The sequence below is a fragment of the Actinokineospora sp. NBRC 105648 genome (assembly GCF_030269645.1).
In the GTDB taxonomy this organism is placed as follows: domain Bacteria; phylum Actinomycetota; class Actinomycetes; order Mycobacteriales; family Pseudonocardiaceae; genus Actinokineospora.
Genome location: NZ_BSTR01000003.1, coordinates 334980 through 354284 on the forward strand (window position 1 = coordinate 334980; position 19305 = coordinate 354284).

The window sequence follows — 19305 nt, forward strand, 5'->3', positions numbered from 1 at the left end:
GTCCACGCCACCGACCCGCACAGGGCGTCCTTAGAGTCACCACCATGGGCAACAGGCGACGGGTGCTGGTGGTCGAGGACGAGCAGACCATCGCGGAGTCGGTGGCCGCGCGGCTGCGCGCGGAGGGGTTCGACGTCGACCTCGCGCACGACGGCCCGGGCGGGGTGGCGGCCGCGGCGGCCGGGCGGCACGACCTGATCGTGCTCGACGTCATGCTGCCCGGCTTCGACGGCCTGGAGGTCTGCCGCCGGGTGCAGGCCACGCGCCCGGTGCCGGTGCTCATGCTCACCGCCCGCGACGACGAGACCGACCTGCTCGTCGGGCTCGTCGTGGGCGCCGACGACTACATGACCAAGCCGTTCTCCCCGCGCGAGCTGGTGGCCCGGGTGCACGCCCTGCTGCGCCGGGTGGAGCGGTCCGCGCGGACCGAACCCGGCACCGCCCCGATCACCGTCGGGGACCTGGAGGTCGACACCGTGCAGCGCCGGGTCCGCCGGGCGGGGGTCGAGGCGCACCTGACCCCGATCGAGTTCGACCTGATCGCGCACCTGGCCGCCCGCCCGCGCGCGGTGCAGCCCCGGGAGCGGCTGCTGGCCGAGATCTGGGGCTGGGGCGACGCGGCGGGCACGCGCACGGTCGACAGCCACGTCAAGGCGCTGCGCCGCAAGCTCGGCGCCGACCTGATCCGCACCGTGCACGGCGTCGGCTACGCCCTGGAGGTGGCCCCGTGAGCGCGCTGCGGGCCCGGGCGGTGACCCTGCTGGAGCTGCTGCCCCGGCCGCTCGACCCGGTCCGCTCGATCAAGGTCAAGATCGGCATCCTGCTGGTCGCCTCCGGCGCCGCGGGCCTGGCCTACTTCTGGCTGATGATCGGCTGGCTGCCGCCGACCACCTCGATCACCGCGATCATCGGCGCGCTGCTCACCTCCCAGGTGCTCGCGCACGGGATGACCCGGCCGCTGCGCGACATGACCGCCGCCGCCAAGGCGATGGCCCGCGGCGACTACTCCCGGCGGATCCGGGTGACCGCCCGCGACGAGGTCGGCGAGCTGGGCCGGGCGTTCAACCAGATGAGCGCCGACCTCGACGCCGCCGACCGGCACCGGCGCGAGCTCATCGCCAACGTCTCGCACGAGCTGCGCACCCCGATCGCGGCGCTGCAGGCCGTGCTGGAGAACGTCGTCGACGGGGTCAGCAGCGCCGACCCGGTCACCATGCGCACCGCCCTGGCGCAGACCGAGCGGCTCGGGCGGCTGGTCAAGGAGCTGCTCGACCTCTCCCGCATCGACGCGGGCGCGCACACCCTCGACCGCGAGCGCGTCGAGGTGCACGGGCTGCTCGCCGAGGTGGTCGCCGAGGCCGAGGTCAACGCCGTCGCCGCGGGCCGCTCGGTGCGCTTCACCAGCAGTGTCGGCCGCTCCGCGACCAGCGTGGTGGCCGACCGCGAGCGGCTGCACCAGGTGCTGGTCAACCTGCTCGACAACGCCGTGCGGCACGGGCCCGCCGACGGCGAGGTCCGGGTCACCGCCGGGACCTCCTCGGCCGGGCTGGTGCTGGAGGTCCGCGACGAGGGGCCGGGCATCGACGCGGCCGAACGCGACCTGGTGTTCCGCCGGTTCACCCGCGGCGAACGCGCCCGCGGCGGCGGGACGGGGCTCGGGCTGGCCATCGCCCGCTGGGTGGTCGAGCTGCACGGCGGCACCATCGCGGTGGTCGACTCGACCCGCGGCTGCCGGATCCGGATCACGCTCCCGGCCTGAGTGGACCGGCTCAACTACGGTGGGGTCTCGTGAGCTTCGAGACCGACACCGTCATCGTGGGCGCGGGCCTGGCCGGGCTGGCCGCCGCCAAGACCCTGACCGCGGCCGGGCGCGAGGTGATCGTCCTGGAGGCGGGTGAGGCGCCCGGCGGGCGGGTGCGCACCGACCGGGTGGGCAAGCTGCTGCTGGACCGGGGCTTCCAGGTCTTCAACGCCGGTTACCCGGCCGCCCAGGACCTGCTGGACATCGAGGCGCTCGCGCTGCGCCCGTTCGTGCCCAGCGCGCTGGTGAGCGACGCCGACGGGCTGCACCTGGTCGCCGACCCGCGCAGGCGGCCCGGCAGCCTGGGCGCCACCCTGCGCGCCCCGATCGGCTCGGTGGCCCGCAAGCTCATGCTCGGCGCCTACGCCGCCGCGCTGGCCGCGGCCCCCGCGAAGACGCTGCGCGAGCGCGACGACCGGCCGTTCCGCGCCCGGCTGGCCGACTACGGCATCACCGGACCGGTGCTCGACCGGTTCCTCCGCCCGTTCCTCGCCGGGGTGTTCCTCGACCCCGACCTGACGGTGCCCAGCCGGTTCGCCGAGTTCGTGCTGCGCAGCTTCGCCCGCGGCGCGATCGGCGTCCCGCGCGCGGGCATGCGGGCGATCCCCGACCAACTCGCGGCCGGGCTGCCCGCCGGGGCGGTCAAGTACAGCTTCCCGATCCGCGAGGTGGCCCCCGGCCGGGTGACCGGGGAGTTCGGCACGGTCACCGCCCGGTCGGTGGTCGTCGCCGTCGACGGGACCGCCGCCCACCGGCTGCTCGGCGAACGGGTGCCCGCGCCCGGCACGCGCGGGTGCGTCACGCACTACCACCTCGCCGACTCGCCGCCGGTCGCCGAGGCCGCCATCGTGCTCGACGGCCTGGGGCGGGGGCCGCTCACCAACAGCGTGGTGCTCACCAACGCCGCGCCCGAGTACGCGCCCGGGGCCGTCCTGGTGTCCTCGACGTCGCTCGGGACCGAGGACCCGGGCGAGGCCGCCGTGCGGGCCCACCTGGCCCAGATCTACCACCGCGACACCTCGGCCTGGGAGCACGTGCGCTCCTACCGGATCACCGAGGCGGTGCCGATCGCCGACGGTCCGCTGCGCAAGCCGGTGTCGCTGGGCGAGGGGCTCTACGTGTGCGGCGACCACCGCGACACCCCGTCGATCCAGGGCGCGCTGGTCTCCGGGCGGCGCACCGCCCAGGCCGTGCTGAGGGCGACGGCCTAGGCCGGGGGTTCGTCCCGCGGTGACCCGATTGTCCAATCCTCCCTGGTGAGCGCCCCGGCTCTCAGTGGCGACACCGGGCCGCGTGGGCACAATGAGGTGGATGAGTGAGCCCGCGACAGCCACCACCACCCGCACCAGTGATCGGGTGGACCGGCCGTGGTGAGGGTGCTGGTCGTCGACGACGACGAAGACGTCGTCGAGGTCCTGGGCCTGTGCCTGGCCAACGGGCGCGGTTGGGACGTGCGGACCGCGACCTCGGGGGCGGCGGCGCTGGAGGTGTGCCGCTCGCGCGCGCCGGACGTGGTGCTGCTCGACGTGGAGATGCCGGTGCTCGACGGACCGGGCGTGCTGGCCGCGCTGCGCGCCGACCCGCGCACCCGCGCCGTGCCGGTGGTGTTCGTGACCGCGGTGGCCGAGCCCGACCTGGACGCGCGGCTGCGCGGGCTGGGCGCGGTGGCCGTGCTGCCCAAGCCGTTCGACCCGTTGGTCATCGGGGACCAGGTGGCGCTGCTGCTGGGCTGGTGAGCGGTGCCAGCCAGGGCCGGTCCTCGGCGGGCCCGCCCGTGGGCAGCACGACCTCGAAGGTGCTGCCGCCCCCGGGCGCCGGGAACGCCCGCACCCGCCCACCGTGCGCCTCGACGATGCCCCGGGTGATCGCCAGGCCCAGCCCGGCGCCGCCTGCCTGCCGCTGGCGGGGCACCTCGAACTGGGCGAACGGCTCGAAGATCGCGTCCAGCAGCTCGGGCGGCACCCCGGGGCCCTGGTCCCGCACGGTGATCGCGGCCCAGCCCGGCGACACGTCGCAGCCCACCCGGACCCGGCTGCCCGGCGTGCTGACCCGCACGGCGTTGGCCAGCAGGTTCGTCACCACCTGGACCAGTCGGTCGCCGTCGCCGCGGACCACAGCCCGCTCGCCGCAGGAGGCCATGACCGCGACCCCGGCCGCCCGCGCGGTGTGCTCCACCGCCTGCATCGCGTGGTCGACGACCTCGGAGAGGGCGAGCCGCTCCAGCCGCAACCGCAGCACGCCGTGGCGCATGTGCTGCAGGTCCAGGACGTCCCCGGCCAGCCGCACCAGCCGGTCGGTGTTGCGCGCCGCGATGCCCACCAACCTGCGCAGCTGGGGCGCGAGCTCGCCGAAGCGACCGGACATGGCCAGCTCCAGCGAGCCGTGGATGGAGGTCAGCGGGGTGCGCAGCTCGTGGCTGAGCACGGAGACGAAGTCGCGCCGCGTGCGCGCGTTGTCCCGCTCCCACCGGCTGGCCTGCACCACCGCGCACTCGAGCTGCACCCAGGCGGCGAGGTCGCGCAGGTGGCCGCGCTCGAGGTCGGTGAGCTCGCGCGGGACCCGGTCGATCACGCACAGCGTGCCGACCAGGTGGCCGGAGGGCGCGGCCACCGGCTGGCCCGCGTAGAACCGGATGCCCGGGTCGCCCAGCACGTGCGGGTTCCGGGCGAACCTGGGGTCCAGCGTGGCGTCGGTGACCTCCAGCAGCCTGCCCGCCGCGATGGCGTGCGAGCAGAACGAGACGCCGCGGTGGGTCTGCTCGGAGTCCAGGCCAGCGCACGACTTGAACCACTGCCGGTCGACCTCGACCAGGGAGATCAGCGCGATCGGGACCCGCAACAGGTGCTGGGCCAGCCGGGTGATCCGGTCGAACCGCTCTTCGCGCGGGGTGTCCAGCAGGCGCAGTGCGCGCACCGCGGCGACACGCTGGATCTCGGAGTCCCATCCGTCGTACGACACGGTTCCGAGTATCGAGGCGCTGACCTGCGGGTTCGACGCGAGCGAGCAGGTGCCCCCGATCGGGTGACTCGGCCGCAGGCCGGACCCAGCGATCTCGAACAGGCGAACGAGTGTTCTAATTCACCGGGTTCACCAGGCGTCGTGAGAGGGAGTGGATCTTGTCCACCGAGACCGAGTCCGAGCAGTCGGAGACCGTGGCGGCAGCGCCCGCCACGCCCGCGGCCGAGCAGTCCGCCGCCGTGGCCGAGCAGCCCCCGGCCGAGGAGCAGGCGGCGCCGCCTGCCAAGAAGCCGCGGGCCACCCGCGTCCCGAGCACCGCGAAGAAGACCCGCACTGTGGAGCTGACCCTCACCGTCACCGGCACCGCCGAGGGCGAGTGGCAGGCCGAGCTCACCCAGGGCGGCAAGCGGCTGCTGCAGGGCGTGACCGTGCCCGCCGCGGCGGTGTCGCGGGCGGCGGCCGAGCTGCACGAGGACATCTCCAAGGCCATCGAGACCGTGCTCGACACCGCGCGTGAGCAGCACCGCGCGCGGATGGAGGAGCTCGAGGCGGAGTTGTCCAAGGTCAAGGCCGCGCTGGCCGAGCTGCAAGAGGGCTGAGCACCGGGTCCACCTTCACCGGTCTATCTGCCGGTGAAGGTGGCCCTACCCGGTCCGTCAGCCAGGAACGACCGGATCCCGCCGCGCAGGTCCTCGGTGTCGAACAGGGCCGCGGCGATGGTGGTGACGTTGGCGTCGGCCTCCTCGACGCCGCCGTGCTCGAAGTGCCGCAGGACGTGCTTGGTCGCCCGGTGCGCCCGGCTCGGCCCCTCGGCCAGCAGGGTCGCGTAGGACAGCGCCGCGTCGGCGAACCCCTGCTCGGGGAGCACCTGGTTGACCACGTTCCAGCGCTCCAGGGTGTGCGCGTCGTACTTGTCGCCGGTCAGCACGAACTCCTTCGCCCGCCCCACCCCGGCCCGCGCGGCCAACCGCTGGGTGCCGCCCATGGTGGGGGTGAGGCCGATGACGTTCTCCACCAGCCCGAACCGGGCGTGCTCGGCGGCCAGCAGGATGTCGCAGGCCAGCGCCACCTCGAACGCCCAGGTCAGGGTGAGCCCGTGCGCGGCGAAGACGGTCGGGCAGTCCAGGTCCACGATCCGCTGGGGTAGCTGCAGCATGGCGTCGAACAGGGCCTTGGCGTCCTGCGGGGTGGCCTGGGCGGCGAACAGGGACACGTCGACGCCGCCGCTGACGACCTTCCCGGCGGACCGCACGAGGACCGCGCGGGGCGGGTGGCGGTCGATCTCGTCGAGGGCGTCCATGAAGCGCTCGTGCAGCTCACCGGTGTAGAGGTTGAGCGGTGGCGCGTCGATGGTCACCACCGCGACGGCACCGATCCGGGTCAGCTCCACGCCCACTGTTCGGTCCTCTCGCCCGCCGCCGCTCCGCACGGCGATCTTCGCCCAGGCTTCCCTTTCCGGGCGCTTTTCGCTCGCTGGAACAGGTCGGTGCCCTGCCAAGGTGACCCCAACTGTCTTGTTCGCTGGAACAGGTTGGTGCGCTGCCAGGACGACCCGCCATGTTTCGCCATTCCCCCTCTTCTCCTGCCCCACCCACTCTGGCATCTAGTCGTTATCTAGATAGCTGTATCCTAGAGAATTTATGCCGATAGAAAGATAAGAGTGCAGCACCTCGGTCGGCGAGGGCGGCGTCGGGGGGTTGACCGGGAGGTCGGGGGGCGCTTCTACAGTTGGTGGGAACTTTTGGGCGATTGAGGACGGCAGTGCGATTGAGGACGGCAGTGCGATGACGACCACCCAGGACAACCCGGCGACCCGGGACGACCCGGCACGCCCGGACGACGTCGGACCCGGGGACGCGGCCGACCGGCCCGCCCAGGACGCCGACCTGGGCCCGGGGGTCGACCCGGCGCGGCTGCGCGAGTGCCTCGCGGTGATCGCCGAGATCGACGCGCTGCCCACCGAGCACCCGGACGCCGTCGCCATCCGGCGGGCCACCGCGGGCATCTACAAGTCCGTGCGGCAGCGCAGGCGGTCCGCCAAGCGCGCCGCCGTCACCGCGGCCGACAACGCGGTCACCTCCGCCACCGCCACCGGCTCGCCCAACCGGATCGACGACGAGACCCAGGGCATCCCGCTGGTCTCCAACACCCCCGGTGCCTCCGCGGGCACCCTGCTGCGCGCTCGCTCCTGTTACACCTGCAAGCAGCGCTACCACCAGGTCGACGCCTTCTACCACCAGCTGTGCCCGCCGTGCGCGGAGCTGAACCGGTCGCGGCGGGACGCGCGGACCGACCTGTCCGGTCGGCGGGCGCTGCTGACCGGTGGGCGGGCGAAGATCGGGATGTACATCGCCCTGCGGCTGTTGCGCGACGGCGCGCACACGACGATCACCACCCGGTTCCCGCGGGACGCCGTGCGCCGGTTCGCCGCGATGCCCGACGCCGGGGACTGGCTGCACCGGCTGCAGGTGGTGGGCATCGACCTGCGCGACCCGGCCCAGGTCGTCGACCTGGCCGACGCCGTGGCCGCGCGCGGGCCGCTGGACATCCTGATCAACAACGCCGCGCAGACCGTGCGCCGCTCACCCGGGTCCTACGCGCCGCTGGCCGAGGCCGAGTCGGCCCCGCTGCCGCCCGGGCCGCTACCGGAGATCCTCACCCTCGGGGAGACCAGTGCCGCTCACCCGGCCGCGCTGGTGGGCGCGGTCGAGCACACGCCGCACGACGTGCACCCGTTGACCGCGCTCGCGCTCACCGCCGGTTCGGCCAGTCCCGAGCGGATCGCCGACAACACCGCGATCGACGCGGGCGGGCTGGTGCCGGACCTGCACGCGGTCAACAGCTGGACCCAGCGGGTGCACGAGGTCGACGCGATGGAGCTGCTGGAAGTCCAGCTGTGCAACCAGACCGCGCCGTTCATCCTCGTGAGCAGGCTGCGCCCGGCGATGGCGGCCGCGCCCGCGCGGCGCAAGTACGTGGTGAACGTGTCCGCAATGGAGGGTCAGTTCAGCCGTGCCTACAAAGGACCTGGGCACCCGCACACGAACATGGCCAAGGCGGCGCTGAACATGCTCACCCGCACCAGTGCCGAGGAGATGCTCACCGACGGGATCCTGATGACCGCGGTGGACACCGGCTGGATCACCGACGAGCGCCCGCACCCGACCAAGATGCGGTTGGCGGACGAGGGTTTCCACGCCCCACTGGACCTCGTGGACGGTGCCGCGCGGGTGTACGACCCGATCGTGCGCGGCGAGGCGGGCGAGGACATCCGCGGCTGCTTCCTCAAGGACTACTCCCCCGCGGCCTGGTGACGGCCGCGCCCCGTAACGGGAACCTCGCCCACCCCGACGCGTCTTGAAGCAGGACAGGACAGCGACACGGGAAGAGGGGGAGCGACCATGGAGATCACCGGACGCAAGGTGAGCGGTTTAGTCCTCGGGGTGGCACTGGCCGTGGGGGCGGTCGGGTGCACCACGGTGCAGGGGGCCGAGGGCAAGGGGGCGGTCACGACCACCACCGCGCCGGGCACCGCGACCGTCACCGAGACGGTGACGGAGAACGCGCAGCCCGCCGGGTCCAAGAGCAACACCGGTGGCTCCGGCAGCTCCGGCGGCTCGGCGAAGACCACCACCACGACGCACAAGGGCGGCGGCACGACGACGACCACCACGACCAAGCCCGCCACGTCCGGGGCCAAGATCGTGAGCTTCACCGTGGTCAGCAAGCCCGCCTGCCCGGTGCTGGCCAAGCCCGGCGCGCCGTTCTCCTCCCCCGGTTCGCCGGTGGTCATCGCCTGGAAGATCACCGGGGCGACCGGCGCGGCGATCTCGCTGGACAGCCCGGGCATGTACGGCTCCTACGGCAGCGACTACCCGGCCAGCGGCCAGCTCGAGCTGGGCTTCACCTGCGACACCACCCCGGGCAAGACGACGCACACCTACACCGTCTTCGCCAAGGACATGAAGTCGGTGTCGCAGAGCCTGACCGTCAGCGCGACCAACAACACGTGACCACCGTCCACAGCGGACACAAGTCCGTACGCGTGAACGCCGCCGGAACGGGTACCTCTCGGACAAGAGCTACCGAGAGGTCCGTGGTCACCGTGCGCAGATACTTCCTTGAGGGCTTCCTCGCCGGAGCGGGCGCCGCCGCCAGCGGCACCGTCGCGGTCCACTCGTCGTCGATCATGTGGGGCGTGATCGCCGTGCTGCTGGGCGGCGTGGCCATCGCCTGCTTCGCCGCCAGCTTCCGCTCCCACCCGGTGTCCCCGTCGGGCCCGGCCGAGGACGCCGCGGAATCCACACACGTCAAGCGCAGGCCGCGCAGGCTGGGCTCGACCCGGTTGTTCGGGAGCAGCCCCAGCACCACGGTCGCGCCCACCCCGCCCAAGGGCCTGCCCACCCCGTAGCCCGGCGAACCGTCCGGCGGGATGGCCCTGACCGGCCCCCTCGGCAGAGCTGTTCAGCCCTGGCAACCGCTGTGACCAGCGGAGACGAAGGCTATCGGGGCAGCTTCACGACCGTCACGAAGAACTCATCTATCTTTCGAATGATCTCGATGAAGCGGTCGAAGTCGACCGGCTTGGTGACGTAGGCGTTGGCGTGCAGCTCGTAGCTGCGCAGGATGTCCTCCTCCGCCTCCGAGGTCGTGAGCACCACCACCGGGATGAGCCGCAGCGCGGCGTCGGCCTTGATCTCGGCGAGCACCTGCCTGCCGTCGAAGCGCGGGAGGTTGAGGTCGAGCAGGATCAGGTCCGGGCGCGGGGCGTCGGCGAACTGGCCCTCGCGGCGCAGGAACTGGACCGCCTGCTCGCCGTCGCGCACGACGTGCAGCTGGTTGCGGATCTTGTAGTGCTCGAAGGCCTCCCTGGTCATCAGCACGTCGCCGTCGTCGTCCTCGACGAGCAGCACGTCGATGACCTTGATCGAGGGGGTGGGGTCGGTCACGTGGTCTCGGCTTTCTCCGGGGTGGTTTCGCCCAGGGTATCCGCCGCGACCACCGGGAGGGTGAACCGGAACCGGGTACCGCGCTCGGTGTCGGTGGCGAGCCAGATCCGGCCGCCGTGGTACTCGATGATCTTCCGGCACATCGCCAGGCCGATCCCGGTGCCCGGGTAGGCGTCCTTGCCGTGCAGCCGCTGGAAGATGACGAACACCCGCTCGGCGAACTCGGGCTCGATGCCGATGCCGTTGTCCGACACCGAGAACAGCCAGTTGTCACCGTCGCGTTCGGCCTCGACGCGCACCACCGGCGCGGCCTCGCCGCGGAACTTGACCGCGTTGCCGATCAGGTTCTGGAACACCGCGGTGAGCAGCGGGGCCTCACCGAGGACGGTGGGCAGCCCGGCGCCGGTCTCGACCACGGCGCCGCTCTCCTCGACCGCGTTGGCCAGGTTCGCCGTGGCCTGGGCGACCAGCTCGGCGCAGTCGACCGGGCCGCGGTCGCGCACGTGCCTGCCGACCCGGCTGAACGCCAGCAGGTCGTTGATCAGGACCTGCATCCGCTTGGCACCGTCCACCGCGAACCCGATGTACTGGTCGGCGCGGTCGTCGAGCTGTCCCTTGTACCGGCGCTCGAGCAGCTGGCAGAAGCTGGCCACCTTGCGCAGCGGCTCCTGCAGGTCGTGCGAGGCGACGTAGGCGAACTGCTCCAGCTCGGCGTTGGACCGGGCCAGGTCCTCGGTCCGGGTGTCCAGCTCGGCGTTGACCTCCCGCTGCACCGACACCTCGTCGAGGATGCGCCTGCGCATCGAGTCGACGTCGCCCGCCAACTCGGTGACCTCGCGCGGGCCGGAGACCCGCAGCTCGTGCTCGAAGTCGCCGTCGGCGACCCGGCGCACGCCGCGGGCCAGCTGGGCCAGCGGACCGGCGACCGCGGCCCGCAGCGCGATGGTGACCAGCAGGAACACCACCAGCAGCACCGCCGCGATCAGCGCGCACACCACGACCAGCAGGTTCGCCGCCGAGGACAGCGCGTCCCGCCCGCGCGCGCGGGCGGCGTCGAGCTCGCGCTGCAGGCCGCCGACGGCCGCGCGGACCTGGTCGAAGCGGATCTTGCCCTCGGAGGTCTGGTCGCCGCCGGTGGCACCCGCGGCGCGGATGCGCTCGATGCTGGGCTCGGCGTAGTCGGTGCGCCAGCGCCCGATCTCGGTCTCGATGCCGCGGATCCGGTCGAGCAGGTCGGCGCGCACCATGATGATCTGCCGCAGCCGGGCGATCGCGGCGTCCTGGCGCCCGACCCCGGAGGTGTAGGGCTCCAGGAAGTTGGTCTGGGCGGTCAGCGCGTAGCCGCGCAGGCCGGTCTCCTGGTCGACCAGCGCGGTGTCCAGGCGCAGCGCCTCCTGCACGGCGGGGTCGACCCGGTCGACGATCGTGGTGCGGGCCTCGGTGAGGTTGGCGATGGCCAGCGCGCCCGCGACGATCGAGCCGACGAAGACGAGCACCAGCACGCCGATCGCCACCGAGAGCCACCGCCGCAGCGGCCACTGCGCGCGGCCCTTGCCGTCGCGCGACCAGCGGGGCGCGAGCTCCTCGTCAGGCATCGCCCGCCTCCGGCAGCCGGGTGAGCAGCAGCGCGGCCACGTCGTCGACCAGGTCGCCCTGGTTGAGGTCGCAGACCTCGCGGATCAGGTCGTCGAGCACGGTGGTCCGCCAGTCCGGGTGCTGCCGGGACAGCGCGCCGACCAGGTCGGCGAGCCGGGCGACACCGAGCCGCTCGGCGGTGCCGCCCATCCGGCCCTCGACCAGGCCGTCGGTGTAGAGCAGCACCGACCAGCGGGCGCCCAGCTCGACGGTGGCCGACGGCCAGGTCGGGGTGGCCCGCACGCCCAGCGGCACGCCGACCGGCGCGCTGAGCAGGCTGACCCCGCCGTCGGTGACCAGCACCGGTGGCGGGTGGCCCGCCAGGCGCAGCCGCGCCGTCCGCCGGTCGGGGGCGACCGAGAGCATGCACACGGTGGCGAACAGGCCGTCGAGGTGGCGCTCGTGCACCAGCAGCCGCTGCATGGTGTCGAGGACCTCGTCGACCGGGCGGTGCGCGAGCACCAGGGCGCGCCAGGCCACCCGCAGGTAGACCCCGAGCGCGGCCTCGTCCGGGCCGTGGCCGCAGACGTCGCCGATGACCGCGTGCACGGTGCCGTCCTGGCTCTCCACCACGTCGTAGAAGTCGCCGCCGAGCAGCATCCGCTGCCTGCCCGGCTGGTAGGCGGAGTCGTGGTCGAGCCGGGGGTCGACCAGCACCGGGGTGGGCAGCAGGCCGCGTTCGAGCCGGGCCTTCTCCTTGGCGTAGAGCCGCTCCTCGCGCAGCTGGCGCTGGATCTCCTCGCTGCGGGCGCGCTCCACGGCGTACCGGATGACCCGGCTCAGCAGGTCGCCGTCGACCTGGCCCTTGACCAGGTAGTCCTGGGCGCCCGCGGCGACCGCGGCCATCCCCTGCTGCTCGTCGGCCAGGCCGGTGAGCACGACCACGGCCACGTCGCCGCCCGCCAGCCCGAGCTGGCGCAGCGCCTGCAGGCCGCTCGCGTCCGGCAGGCCGAGGTCGAGCAGCACGCAGTCCTGGCCCGCGAGCAGCGGGACCGCCTCGCGGACCGACTGCGCCCTGGTCAGCCTGATCGGCGCGTTGACCTCGGCGAGGAGCTCCTCGACGAGCAACGCGTCACCTGCGTCGTCCTCGACCAGCAGGACGCGCACCACATCCTGCGATGCCACGACAGCATCCATACACACCGGCTCCATGGCACTTGCTGGACGGGGCTACTTTCGGTCGCCAGATCGTAGCCGTGGATCGATTCGGTGGCCGCTGGGCGCTCCCGAAACGTGAAACACCCGGCTCAGATGACCGCGCTGTAGGCGTTGAGGGCCGGTTGTCCACCCAGATGGGCGAATAACACGGTGGAGTCGCGGGGGATCTCACCGGTTGAGACGAGGTCGATCAGCCCGGCCATCGACTTGCCCTCGTACACCGGGTCGGTGATCAACGCCTCGGTGCGCGCGGCCAGCCGCATCGCCGCCAGGGTCTCCTCGTCCGGGATGCCGTAGGTGCCCGCGTGGTAGCGGTCGTCCAGCACGATCTCGTCGTCGGCGAGGTCGCGGTCCAGGTCGAGCAGGGCCGCGGTGCGGCGGGCGATCCGGGCCACCTGCGCCCGGGTCTCGGCGGGCCTGGCCGAGGCGTCGATCCCGATCACCCGGCGCCGCTCGCCCAGCGCGGCGAACCCGGCGACCATCCCGGCCTGGGTGCTGCCGGTGACCGAGCAGACCACGATGGTGTCGAACCGGACCCCGAGCGCCCGTTCCTGCTCCACGACCTCCTGCGCCCAGCGGGCGAACCCGAGACCGCCCAGCGGGTGGTCGGAGGCGCCCGCCGGGATCGCGTACGGCTTGCCGCCGCGCAGGTCGACCTCGGTCAGCGCCTGCTGCCAGCTCTCCTTGACCCCGATGCCGAACTCGGCCCGCACCAGCCGCGCCTCGGCGCCCATCAGCCTGCTCAGCAGGATGTTGCCGACCTTGTCGTAGACCGAGTCCGGCCAGTCCACCCAGGACTCCTGGATGAGCACGCAGCGCAGGCCGAGGCGGGCGGCGACGGCGGCCACCGAGCGGGTGTGGTTGGACTGCACGCCGCCGATGGAGACCAGGGTGTCGCAGCTGGTGGCGATCGCGTCGGCGGCTAGGTACTCCAGCTTGCGGATCTTGTTGCCGCCGTAGGCGAGGCCGGAGTTGCAGTCCTCGCGCTTGGCCCAGACGGCGGCGCCGCCGAGGTGGTCGGAGAGCCGGGCGAGCGGGTGCACCGGGGAGGGGCCGAAGGTCAGTTCGACGCGGGGGTGGTCCGCGAGCGCCATGTCTGGTGCCTTTCCGGGTGGGTCAGGGGGTGAGGTTGGAGCGCAGGTCCGGGAAGACCCGGCCGACCTTGGCCAGCAGGTACTCCCCGTAGGTGCCGCGGAACTCGCCCGGGTCGGCGTCGTCCCAGCGCGGCGGGCCCGTCGCGAGCACCGCGTCGGCCACCGGGGTGACGTCGGCGTCGAGGGCCGGGTCGAGGAAGAACGGCCAGGACAGCCGGTTGTGCCCGCCCGGGCGCACGCGGTGCGGGGTGGACCGGTAGCGGCCGCCGGTGAGGCGGTCGAGCATGTCGCCGATGTTGCAGACGAAGGTGTCCGGGATGGGCTCGGCGTCGATCCAGCCCGCCGGGGTGCGGACCTCGAGACCGCCGTGGTCGTCCTGTTTGAGGATGGTCAGCAGGCCGTAGTCGGTGTGCTCGCCGACGCCCCAGCCGGGCGTGCCCGGGGGTTGGGCGGGGTAGTGGAAGATCCGGAACAGGACCAGCGGGTCGGCGGTGTAGCGCCGCTCGAAGTAGTCGGGTTCGAGGTCGAGGCTCTCGGCCACACCGCGCAGCACCCGGTGGCCGAGTCGGGTCATCGCCTCGATGTAGGCCAAGACGGTCTCGCGCAGACCCGCGGGGTGCTCGGGGAACAGGTTCGGGCCGTGCAACGGGCGGCCGGGGGCGGACTCGGCGCCGAAGTAGTAGCCCTCCTTGAGGTCGGGCACGCCCGAGGTGAGCTCGCCGCCGGGCGGGAAGTAGCCGCGCCAGGCCTGGCCGCCGCGGGCCATCTCGACTGTCATCTTGGCCTCGAGCGGCTGGCCGAAGAACTCGCGGCTGTGCCGTTCGAGGTCTTGCTGCAGCGCGTGGTCGACACCGTGGTTCGCGAGGTAGAAGAACCCGTGCGCACGGCACGCGGCGCCGATCTCCGCTCCGACACCGGCACGGTCGAGGTCGATCACCGGGATGCTCCCCATGGCGGCACGCTACTACCCCGCGGGCCGGGGTCGCCCGGTTCGCGGTGCCGGTCTGGGCCAGACTGGGGTGGTGAGCGGTCCCTTCGGCGGGTGGCTGCCGGTGCGCGGCCTGGAGGCCCTGCTGGCGGCGGGGCGGGCGCTGCTGCCCGCCGGACTGCCGACCCAGCCCGGCGGCGGTGCTGGACGCGGCGGTGCGGGCGGCGGCCGACCGCACGCGGGGCTCCCGGGTCACGGTGCGCACCGCCGCGGGCGAGGTGCCGATGACGGTGGTCGACCTGTCCAGCGAGACCGGCACGCTGCGGCTAGCCCAGGGTCGGGTCGACGCGGTCCGGTTCGAGGCGGCCGACGTGGCGTGGCCCGGCTTCCCGGTGTCCCGGCTCGTGGTCAGCTGCCAGGACGTGCGGTTCGCCGGGCCGGTCTCCACGGCGGTGTCGGTGGGGTCGGTGCGGGTGGAGCTCGAGGTGACCGCCGAGGTGGCCTCGGCCGTGATCGCCGCCGCGCGACCGGGTCTGACCGTGCGGTGCGCCGAGGTGCTGCTGGTGTCGCGGCGGCCGTGGCCCGGAGCGCTGGAACTGGGCCCCTCGGTGGTCGACAGGCGCGCCCTGCTGACCCCGGTGGGCGTGCGCCTGGGTAAGCGGCGGGTCCGGCTGCCCGCACGGGTGCGCCCGGTGGCGGTCGACCTGCCCCAGCTGCCGCGTGGTTTGGTGCTGACGGGTGTGGCGGTTACCCCCACGGGGCTACGACTCGAGGGCGGGGCGGTGGACTGGCGGGACCGGCTGTCCGGGATGCCGCTGCTGGAACTGCTGTCCCTGCTGGCGAACGCCGCGGCGACGCTCACCGTCGGACGGATCTAGGCAGCAGGCGTCTACTGGGCCCGTGGACTCGGCTCCGCACTGGTGGCCGACGGGGTTGAGGCGCCGCCGGTCGGGACCGTGCGAGTCGGATCAGGTCTGGTCGGGTCGGGCCTCGTGGCCGGGAGCGCCGTGGGTGCGGCGGTCCTCCTTCATCTCCGCCTCGAACAGGTGCCGCCTGCCGCCCACCAGCCGCTCGCGGGTGTCCCGCTCGGCGGCGCGGAACTCGGTGTAGTAGCCGTCGTCGTACTCCTCCACGACCTGGAAGGTCCACCGTCCGGGGAGGATGTTGCGGCCGACGAGCTCGGTGCGCAGCCGGTCGGCGATCTCGTGGTGCCCCGCCTCGGCCAGCAGGTCGACCGCCTCGCCCAGGGCCAGGTCGGCCGAGCCGGTCAGCTGGTGGAACGAGTAGAGGTGGCCGCGGGCGCGCTCGACGGTCTCCAGGGCCTCGGTGAGCTTGCCGACGGCCTCGACGGTGCGGTCGTCGGCGCCGGGGGGACGGTGGTGGCCGGGAGCGGGTTCGTCACGGGTGCGTTCGTCCTGTGTGGTCACAGGGATCCAGGTACCCACTGCGGCGCGGAAATCACCGGGCGCGCCGGTCGAGGTGGTCCCGGGCGCCGACCAACGCGGCCCTGGCATCGCCTGCGCGGCCGGCGGCCAAGTGCCCCCGGGCCGCGGCGACGGCCTCGGCGGCGGGCAGCACCAGGCAGGTGTCGCCGGTGGCGGCGGTGCGGGCGAGGGCGCCGAGCAGGTCCTCGCCCACCGCGCGCGCGACGGCGGGGGTCGGTGGGGTGTCCAGGGCGGTGAGGGCGGCGTCGATCGCGTGGCGCAGGTCCAGTCCCGGAGACGGGGAACCGGGGTAGGGCGGGGCGTCCAGCTGCCGTGTCATGTCTGCTCCCAGGTGTCCGGCGCTTCATTGAGCCAGTCAGCTGAGATTGCCCGCTGCGCGCGCCCGACCTGAACTCAGGACCCCAGGGTCCACTCGACCGGGTGACCCAGGTTAGAGCGAACGGCGCTCCGGCGACGGGATCGGCCGGGGCGCGGGCAGGGTCGGCGCGTCCCGAAGCCCTTCCGCCGCATGGTCGAGGGCGCGGCGCGCGGCGGCGGTGTCGCCCGCGCGCAGGGCGGCGATGGCGTGCCGGACGTCGGCCACCGGTCGGGTGACGCGGCAGGTCTCGCCCGCGGCGGCGGTCCAGGCGAGCCCGGCCATGAGCTCGGCGACGGCGACCGGGGCGCCCGGGTCGGCGAGCACCCGGTCCACCGAGGCGGCCAGTCTGCGGCCCAAGCGCTCGGGGACGGCGGGTTGGCGGATGGCCCGGTGCGCCTGCCGGGGCGGCGACACGGGGGTTGGCGACACGGGGGTCGGCACGGCGGTGGGCACGACGGTGATGGCCATGGGGTACCTCGATTTCTCCAGGCGGGGCGCGGTGCGGGCGAGGGGGTGTACCCCGGTCGCGGGGCCGCGAAACCCAGGAATGGCAAGGAGAGCGTGGTCTCGGCTCGACGGCGAAGGCACGTCGCCGGACCCAGTGTGGCAGATGTCGGCCAACTGGAGTAGTCGGTGAACAGGTGTTCGAGGTAGCGTGCGGGCATGGTCGCCGCGTTCCAGGGTTCATTGCTCGACGGTTCGCTGCTCGCCGGGGCGCCGGGGCTCGGCCCGCTGACCGCGGCACGGCGGGCGAACCTGGCCGGCGGCGCGTGGGTGGACCTGGTGCCCGGCTGGCTGCACGGCGCCGACGACCTGTTCGCGCGCTTGGTGCGCGAGGTGCCGTGGCAGGCGGAACGCAGGCAGATGTACGACGCCGTGGTCGACGTGCCCCGCCTGCTGTGCTTCTACCGCGAGGGCGCCGCACTGCCCGACCCGTTGTTGGCGCGGGCGCGCGAGGCGCTGTCGACGCACTACGGGGAACGGTTCACCACAGCGGGTTTGTGCTACTACCGCGACGGCCGCGACAGCGTGGCCTGGCACGGGGACCGGATCGGCCGGGGGTCGCGAGAGGACACCTTCGTGGCGATCGTGTCACTGGGCGCGGTCCGCCCGCTCCTGCTGCGCCCACGCGGCGGCGGCGAGACCCGGAGGTTCCCGGTGGGCCACGGCGACCTGCTGGTGATGGGCGGCTCGTGCCAGCGCACGTGGGAACACGCGGTGCCGAAGACCGCCCGGGCGGTGGGACCGCGCGTCAGCGTGCAGTTCCGGCCGCGCGGGGTTCGCTGAGGATGACCTCGTGGCCTCGACCGGAGGCGGCCGTCCGGAGCCTGGCACACGGTTTGACCCGGGTGGCCTGGGCTCAGGGAGCCCCCATTTCCACGCTACCGAACGGCACCGACAAAGCGGGCGTGACTATCCACAGGGGACGCTGCGCGGTTGATGTCCCGGGTGGCCAAGGCGGGGCTGGAGCGGCGGGGGGTCCGCACGAGGTCGCTGGCCAGCGACCTCATGAGCCACATGTCCCATCGACCAGGCCGACCGACCCGCGCTGTTCCACGGGCTGAGGCCAGACCGCGGACCTGCCAGCTTCCCAAGTCTCGAGAGTGCTGGGCACAGGTTGTGGACCCGAAAGGGCCAGGCGCTGGTGTTGGCTGGGGAGTGCTGGGCACAGGCGGCGTCCCAGGCGCTCGCCAACACGCCACTCAAGCCTGGCGGACCGCAGGTGCCCACCGGGTGGTCGCCCCTCTCCCGGCGGACTGGACAGATCAACTTCTCCAGAGGTATCTTGATTCCTGATATTGCCTATGGCTTACCAGGAGAGCACAGATGGACGCGGGCGATGTGGGACGGCTGCTGTTCGGGCGGCCGAGCAGGCTCCGGCTCGCGCTGTGGATCCACCAGCACGCCGGGCCCCGGTTCTTCCAGTCCGAACCGCCCAAGACGGTGATCGCGCAGAGCGCCTGCGGGGTGGAGCTGACCCGGCTGGTGGACCTCGGGATGTTGACCGAGCACCGCGAGCCCGCGAACCGGCGGGTGTACTACGAGCGGACGCGCAGCCCGCTGTGGGGGATCATCACGGCGGCGGCCAAGGTGGTGGACCCGGTCGACAAGTGACCGGGTCCACCAACCCGGACCCGGGGCCAGGTCGGTGACGGCAGGGCGGGTGGTGGACCCGGTCACCAACCCGGGTCCCCAACCCGGGTCAGCCGGTCGGCTGGGTGCTGTCCGAACCGGAGGAGTCCTCGCGGCGCGGGGGGACGCCCTGCTGGCCGTTCTGCGGTACGCCGCCCGGCGCGGCCCCGCCCTGTCCGCCGGTCCCGCGCTCGGAGACCGAGTCGGCGGTCGCGGTGTCGCCGGACGGGGTGGCGATCACGGTGACCGTGTCACCGGTCTGGATCGAGGACTTCACCGTGTCGGCGTCGATCGTGTAGGTCTTCGTGTAGCCATCGGTGCTCTTGGCGGTGATCGAGGTGTCGCTGAGCGCGGTGACCTCACCGGTCTGCATGACGCGGTTGGCGTAGCCGCCGTTGCCGTCGGAGACGACGAACTCGCCGTGCAGGGCGCCCTGCAGGCCACCCGCTCCCCCACCTGGCCCGCCCATCCCGCCGGGTCCACCGCCCATGCCGGGGCCGCCGCGCCCGTTCGTGGTGTCGGCGGTGGCGCCGCTGGCCGCGTAGACGGCGAAGCCGCCCGCGGTGGCGATGCCCACCGCGACCGCGGTGGTGGCCGCGGTCTTCTTCCACGACCAGCGGGCCTGCGGCCGCTCCGCGGCAGGCGCGCCCCAGGCGCCCGGCTGCTGCGGCTCCCCGCCCGGCTGTGCGGTCGTCTGCTCGGTCATGGTTCCTCCTCCGTGCCGCGGCCCGGTGCCGCCGACAGGACCCAGCGTCGCGATCAAGCCTGTGCGCGGCCTGTGCGCCGGATGGGCATCGGCTATGACACCGGCTCGGCCACCGGCGTCCCCGGGCCCGCGGCGCGCAC

General features: G+C 73.4%; 22 protein-coding genes. 11 read left to right on the forward strand and 11 right to left on the reverse strand.

Annotation, left to right across the window (positions count from 1 at the left end; genetic code table 11):
* Positions 1 to 44 precede the first annotated feature (44 nt).
* The 4 genes from QSK30_RS04700 (at position 45) to QSK30_RS04715 (ending at position 3537) form a co-directional block, all read left to right on the forward strand.
* The gene (locus QSK30_RS04700) at positions 45 to 731 is read left to right on the forward strand and encodes a response regulator (protein ID WP_285499849.1); all 687 of its coding nucleotides are present in this window, start codon (positions 45 to 47) and stop codon (positions 729 to 731) included.
* Positions 728 to 1759: a sensor histidine kinase gene (locus tag QSK30_RS04705; protein WP_285499850.1), complete on the forward strand. Its 1032-nt coding sequence runs from the start codon at positions 728 to 730 to the stop codon at positions 1757 to 1759. Before QSK30_RS04700 ends, QSK30_RS04705 begins: the two co-directional genes overlap by 4 nt.
* A 29-nt stretch (positions 1760 to 1788) precedes the next feature.
* On the forward strand, positions 1789 to 3012 hold the full coding sequence (locus QSK30_RS04710; protein ID WP_285499851.1) for an FAD-dependent oxidoreductase: 1224 nt from the start codon (positions 1789 to 1791) through the stop codon (positions 3010 to 3012).
* A 156-nt stretch (positions 3013 to 3168) separates the two neighbouring features.
* The gene (locus QSK30_RS04715; RefSeq protein WP_285499852.1) at positions 3169 to 3537 is read left to right on the forward strand and encodes a response regulator; all 369 of its coding nucleotides are present in this window, start codon (positions 3169 to 3171) and stop codon (positions 3535 to 3537) included.
* On the opposite strand, the gene QSK30_RS04720 is transcribed toward QSK30_RS04715, so the two are convergent.
* Positions 3500 to 4759, reverse strand: a complete 1260-nt coding sequence (locus QSK30_RS04720; RefSeq protein WP_285499853.1) for a GAF domain-containing sensor histidine kinase — start codon at positions 4757 to 4759, stop codon at positions 3500 to 3502. The two genes, QSK30_RS04715 and QSK30_RS04720, sit on opposite strands and share 38 nt — an antisense overlap.
* A 158-nt stretch (positions 4760 to 4917) precedes the next feature.
* Between QSK30_RS04720 and QSK30_RS04725 the strand changes: the two genes are divergently transcribed.
* Positions 4918 to 5358, forward strand: a complete 441-nt coding sequence (locus QSK30_RS04725; RefSeq protein ID WP_285499854.1) for a DUF6319 family protein — start codon at positions 4918 to 4920, stop codon at positions 5356 to 5358.
* Between the two features lie 23 nt (positions 5359 to 5381).
* On the opposite strand, the gene QSK30_RS04730 is transcribed toward QSK30_RS04725, so the two are convergent.
* Positions 5382 to 6155 carry an enoyl-CoA hydratase/isomerase family protein gene (locus tag QSK30_RS04730; RefSeq protein WP_285499855.1) on the reverse strand — a complete coding sequence of 258 codons (774 nt, stop codon included), beginning with the start codon at positions 6153 to 6155 and terminating at the stop codon, positions 5382 to 5384.
* A gap of 388 nt (positions 6156 to 6543) precedes the next feature.
* Here QSK30_RS04730 and QSK30_RS04735 point away from each other — a divergent pair, with 388 nt between their 5' ends.
* The 3 genes from QSK30_RS04735 to QSK30_RS04745 all read left to right on the forward strand — a co-directional run bounded on the left by QSK30_RS04735 (position 6544) and on the right by QSK30_RS04745 (position 9170).
* Positions 6544 to 8073: an SDR family NAD(P)-dependent oxidoreductase gene (locus QSK30_RS04735; protein ID WP_285499856.1), complete on the forward strand. Its 1530-nt coding sequence runs from the start codon at positions 6544 to 6546 to the stop codon at positions 8071 to 8073.
* An 87-nt stretch (positions 8074 to 8160) separates the two neighbouring features.
* Entirely contained in the window at positions 8161 to 8772 is a 612-nt protein-coding gene (locus tag QSK30_RS04740; RefSeq protein ID WP_285499857.1) for a hypothetical protein, read from the forward strand.
* A 92-nt stretch (positions 8773 to 8864) separates the two neighbouring features.
* The gene (locus QSK30_RS04745; protein ID WP_285499858.1) at positions 8865 to 9170 is read left to right on the forward strand and encodes a hypothetical protein; all 306 of its coding nucleotides are present in this window, start codon (positions 8865 to 8867) and stop codon (positions 9168 to 9170) included.
* A gap of 91 nt (positions 9171 to 9261) precedes the next feature.
* Here QSK30_RS04745 and QSK30_RS04750 read toward each other — a convergent pair whose 3' ends face one another.
* From QSK30_RS04750 to QSK30_RS04770, 5 genes are all read right to left on the reverse strand, one after another.
* The gene (locus QSK30_RS04750) at positions 9262 to 9708 is read right to left on the reverse strand and encodes a response regulator (RefSeq protein ID WP_285499859.1); all 447 of its coding nucleotides are present in this window, start codon (positions 9706 to 9708) and stop codon (positions 9262 to 9264) included.
* Positions 9705 to 11303: a sensor histidine kinase gene (locus QSK30_RS04755; protein WP_285499860.1), complete on the reverse strand. Its 1599-nt coding sequence runs from the start codon at positions 11301 to 11303 to the stop codon at positions 9705 to 9707. Before QSK30_RS04755 ends, QSK30_RS04750 begins: the two co-directional genes overlap by 4 nt.
* Positions 11296 to 12468: a PP2C family protein-serine/threonine phosphatase gene (locus tag QSK30_RS04760; RefSeq protein WP_285499862.1), complete on the reverse strand. Its 1173-nt coding sequence runs from the start codon at positions 12466 to 12468 to the stop codon at positions 11296 to 11298. The genes QSK30_RS04755 and QSK30_RS04760 overlap by 8 nt, the downstream gene beginning before the upstream one ends.
* 122 nt (positions 12469 to 12590) lie before the next feature.
* Complete coding sequence (locus QSK30_RS04765) at positions 12591 to 13595, reverse strand: 1-aminocyclopropane-1-carboxylate deaminase (RefSeq protein ID WP_285499863.1); 1005 nt, start codon at positions 13593 to 13595, stop codon at positions 12591 to 12593.
* 22 nt (positions 13596 to 13617) lie between these two features.
* Positions 13618 to 14547 carry an isopenicillin N synthase family dioxygenase gene (locus QSK30_RS04770; RefSeq protein ID WP_285499864.1) on the reverse strand — a complete coding sequence of 310 codons (930 nt, stop codon included), beginning with the start codon at positions 14545 to 14547 and terminating at the stop codon, positions 13618 to 13620.
* Between the two features lie 176 nt (positions 14548 to 14723).
* Here QSK30_RS04770 and QSK30_RS04775 point away from each other — a divergent pair, with 176 nt between their 5' ends.
* Positions 14724 to 15401, forward strand: a complete 678-nt coding sequence (locus tag QSK30_RS04775; protein ID WP_285499866.1) for an LmeA family phospholipid-binding protein — start codon at positions 14724 to 14726, stop codon at positions 15399 to 15401.
* Between the two features lie 90 nt (positions 15402 to 15491).
* On the opposite strand, the gene QSK30_RS04780 is transcribed toward QSK30_RS04775, so the two are convergent.
* The 3 genes from QSK30_RS04780 to QSK30_RS04790 all read right to left on the reverse strand — a co-directional run bounded on the left by QSK30_RS04780 (position 15492) and on the right by QSK30_RS04790 (position 16794).
* Positions 15492 to 15842, reverse strand: a complete 351-nt coding sequence (locus tag QSK30_RS04780; protein ID WP_285499914.1) for a hypothetical protein — start codon at positions 15840 to 15842, stop codon at positions 15492 to 15494.
* A 139-nt stretch (positions 15843 to 15981) separates the two neighbouring features.
* Positions 15982 to 16287, reverse strand: a complete 306-nt coding sequence (locus QSK30_RS04785) for a hypothetical protein (protein ID WP_285499867.1) — start codon at positions 16285 to 16287, stop codon at positions 15982 to 15984.
* A 111-nt stretch (positions 16288 to 16398) separates the two neighbouring features.
* Entirely contained in the window at positions 16399 to 16794 is a 396-nt protein-coding gene (locus QSK30_RS04790) for a hypothetical protein (protein WP_285499869.1), read from the reverse strand.
* A 195-nt stretch (positions 16795 to 16989) separates the two neighbouring features.
* On the opposite strand from QSK30_RS04790, the gene QSK30_RS04795 reads away from it, so the two are divergent.
* Together QSK30_RS04795 and QSK30_RS04800 are read left to right on the forward strand one after the other, a co-directional pair.
* Positions 16990 to 17613, forward strand: coding sequence for an alpha-ketoglutarate-dependent dioxygenase AlkB (locus tag QSK30_RS04795; protein WP_285499871.1), 624 nt, complete (start codon positions 16990 to 16992; stop codon positions 17611 to 17613).
* Positions 17614 to 18153: 540 nt separating this feature from the next.
* Complete coding sequence (locus QSK30_RS04800) at positions 18154 to 18441, forward strand: hypothetical protein (RefSeq protein ID WP_285499872.1); 288 nt, start codon at positions 18154 to 18156, stop codon at positions 18439 to 18441.
* Positions 18442 to 18529: 88 nt separating this feature from the next.
* Here QSK30_RS04800 and QSK30_RS04805 read toward each other — a convergent pair whose 3' ends face one another.
* Positions 18530 to 19165, reverse strand: a complete 636-nt coding sequence (locus QSK30_RS04805) for a hypothetical protein (protein WP_285499874.1) — start codon at positions 19163 to 19165, stop codon at positions 18530 to 18532.
* Positions 19166 to 19305 lie beyond the last annotated feature (140 nt).

Bases quoted from the DNA above. Each gene is read 5' to 3' on its own strand.
- QSK30_RS04795 (WP_285499871.1), top strand. From the start codon at position 16,990: ATGGTCGCCGCGTTCCAGGGTTCATTGCTCGACGGTTCGCTGCTCGCC.
- QSK30_RS04740 (WP_285499857.1), top strand. From the start codon at position 8,161: ATGGAGATCACCGGACGCAAGGTGAGCGGTTTAGTCCTCGGGGTGGCA.
- QSK30_RS04785 (WP_285499867.1), bottom strand. From the start codon at position 16,287: ATGACACGGCAGCTGGACGCCCCGCCCTACCCCGGTTCCCCGTCTCCG.
- QSK30_RS04805 (WP_285499874.1), bottom strand. From the start codon at position 19,165: ATGACCGAGCAGACGACCGCACAGCCGGGCGGGGAGCCGCAGCAGCCG.
- QSK30_RS04790 (WP_285499869.1), bottom strand. From the start codon at position 16,794: ATGGCCATCACCGTCGTGCCCACCGCCGTGCCGACCCCCGTGTCGCCA.
- QSK30_RS04765 (WP_285499863.1), bottom strand. From the start codon at position 13,595: ATGGCGCTCGCGGACCACCCCCGCGTCGAACTGACCTTCGGCCCCTCC.
- QSK30_RS04770 (WP_285499864.1), bottom strand. From the start codon at position 14,547: ATGGGGAGCATCCCGGTGATCGACCTCGACCGTGCCGGTGTCGGAGCG.
- QSK30_RS04700 (WP_285499849.1), top strand. From the start codon at position 45: ATGGGCAACAGGCGACGGGTGCTGGTGGTCGAGGACGAGCAGACCATC.
- QSK30_RS04800 (WP_285499872.1), top strand. From the start codon at position 18,154: ATGGACGCGGGCGATGTGGGACGGCTGCTGTTCGGGCGGCCGAGCAGG.
- QSK30_RS04735 (WP_285499856.1), top strand. From the start codon at position 6,544: ATGACGACCACCCAGGACAACCCGGCGACCCGGGACGACCCGGCACGC.
- QSK30_RS04755 (WP_285499860.1), bottom strand. From the start codon at position 11,303: ATGCCTGACGAGGAGCTCGCGCCCCGCTGGTCGCGCGACGGCAAGGGC.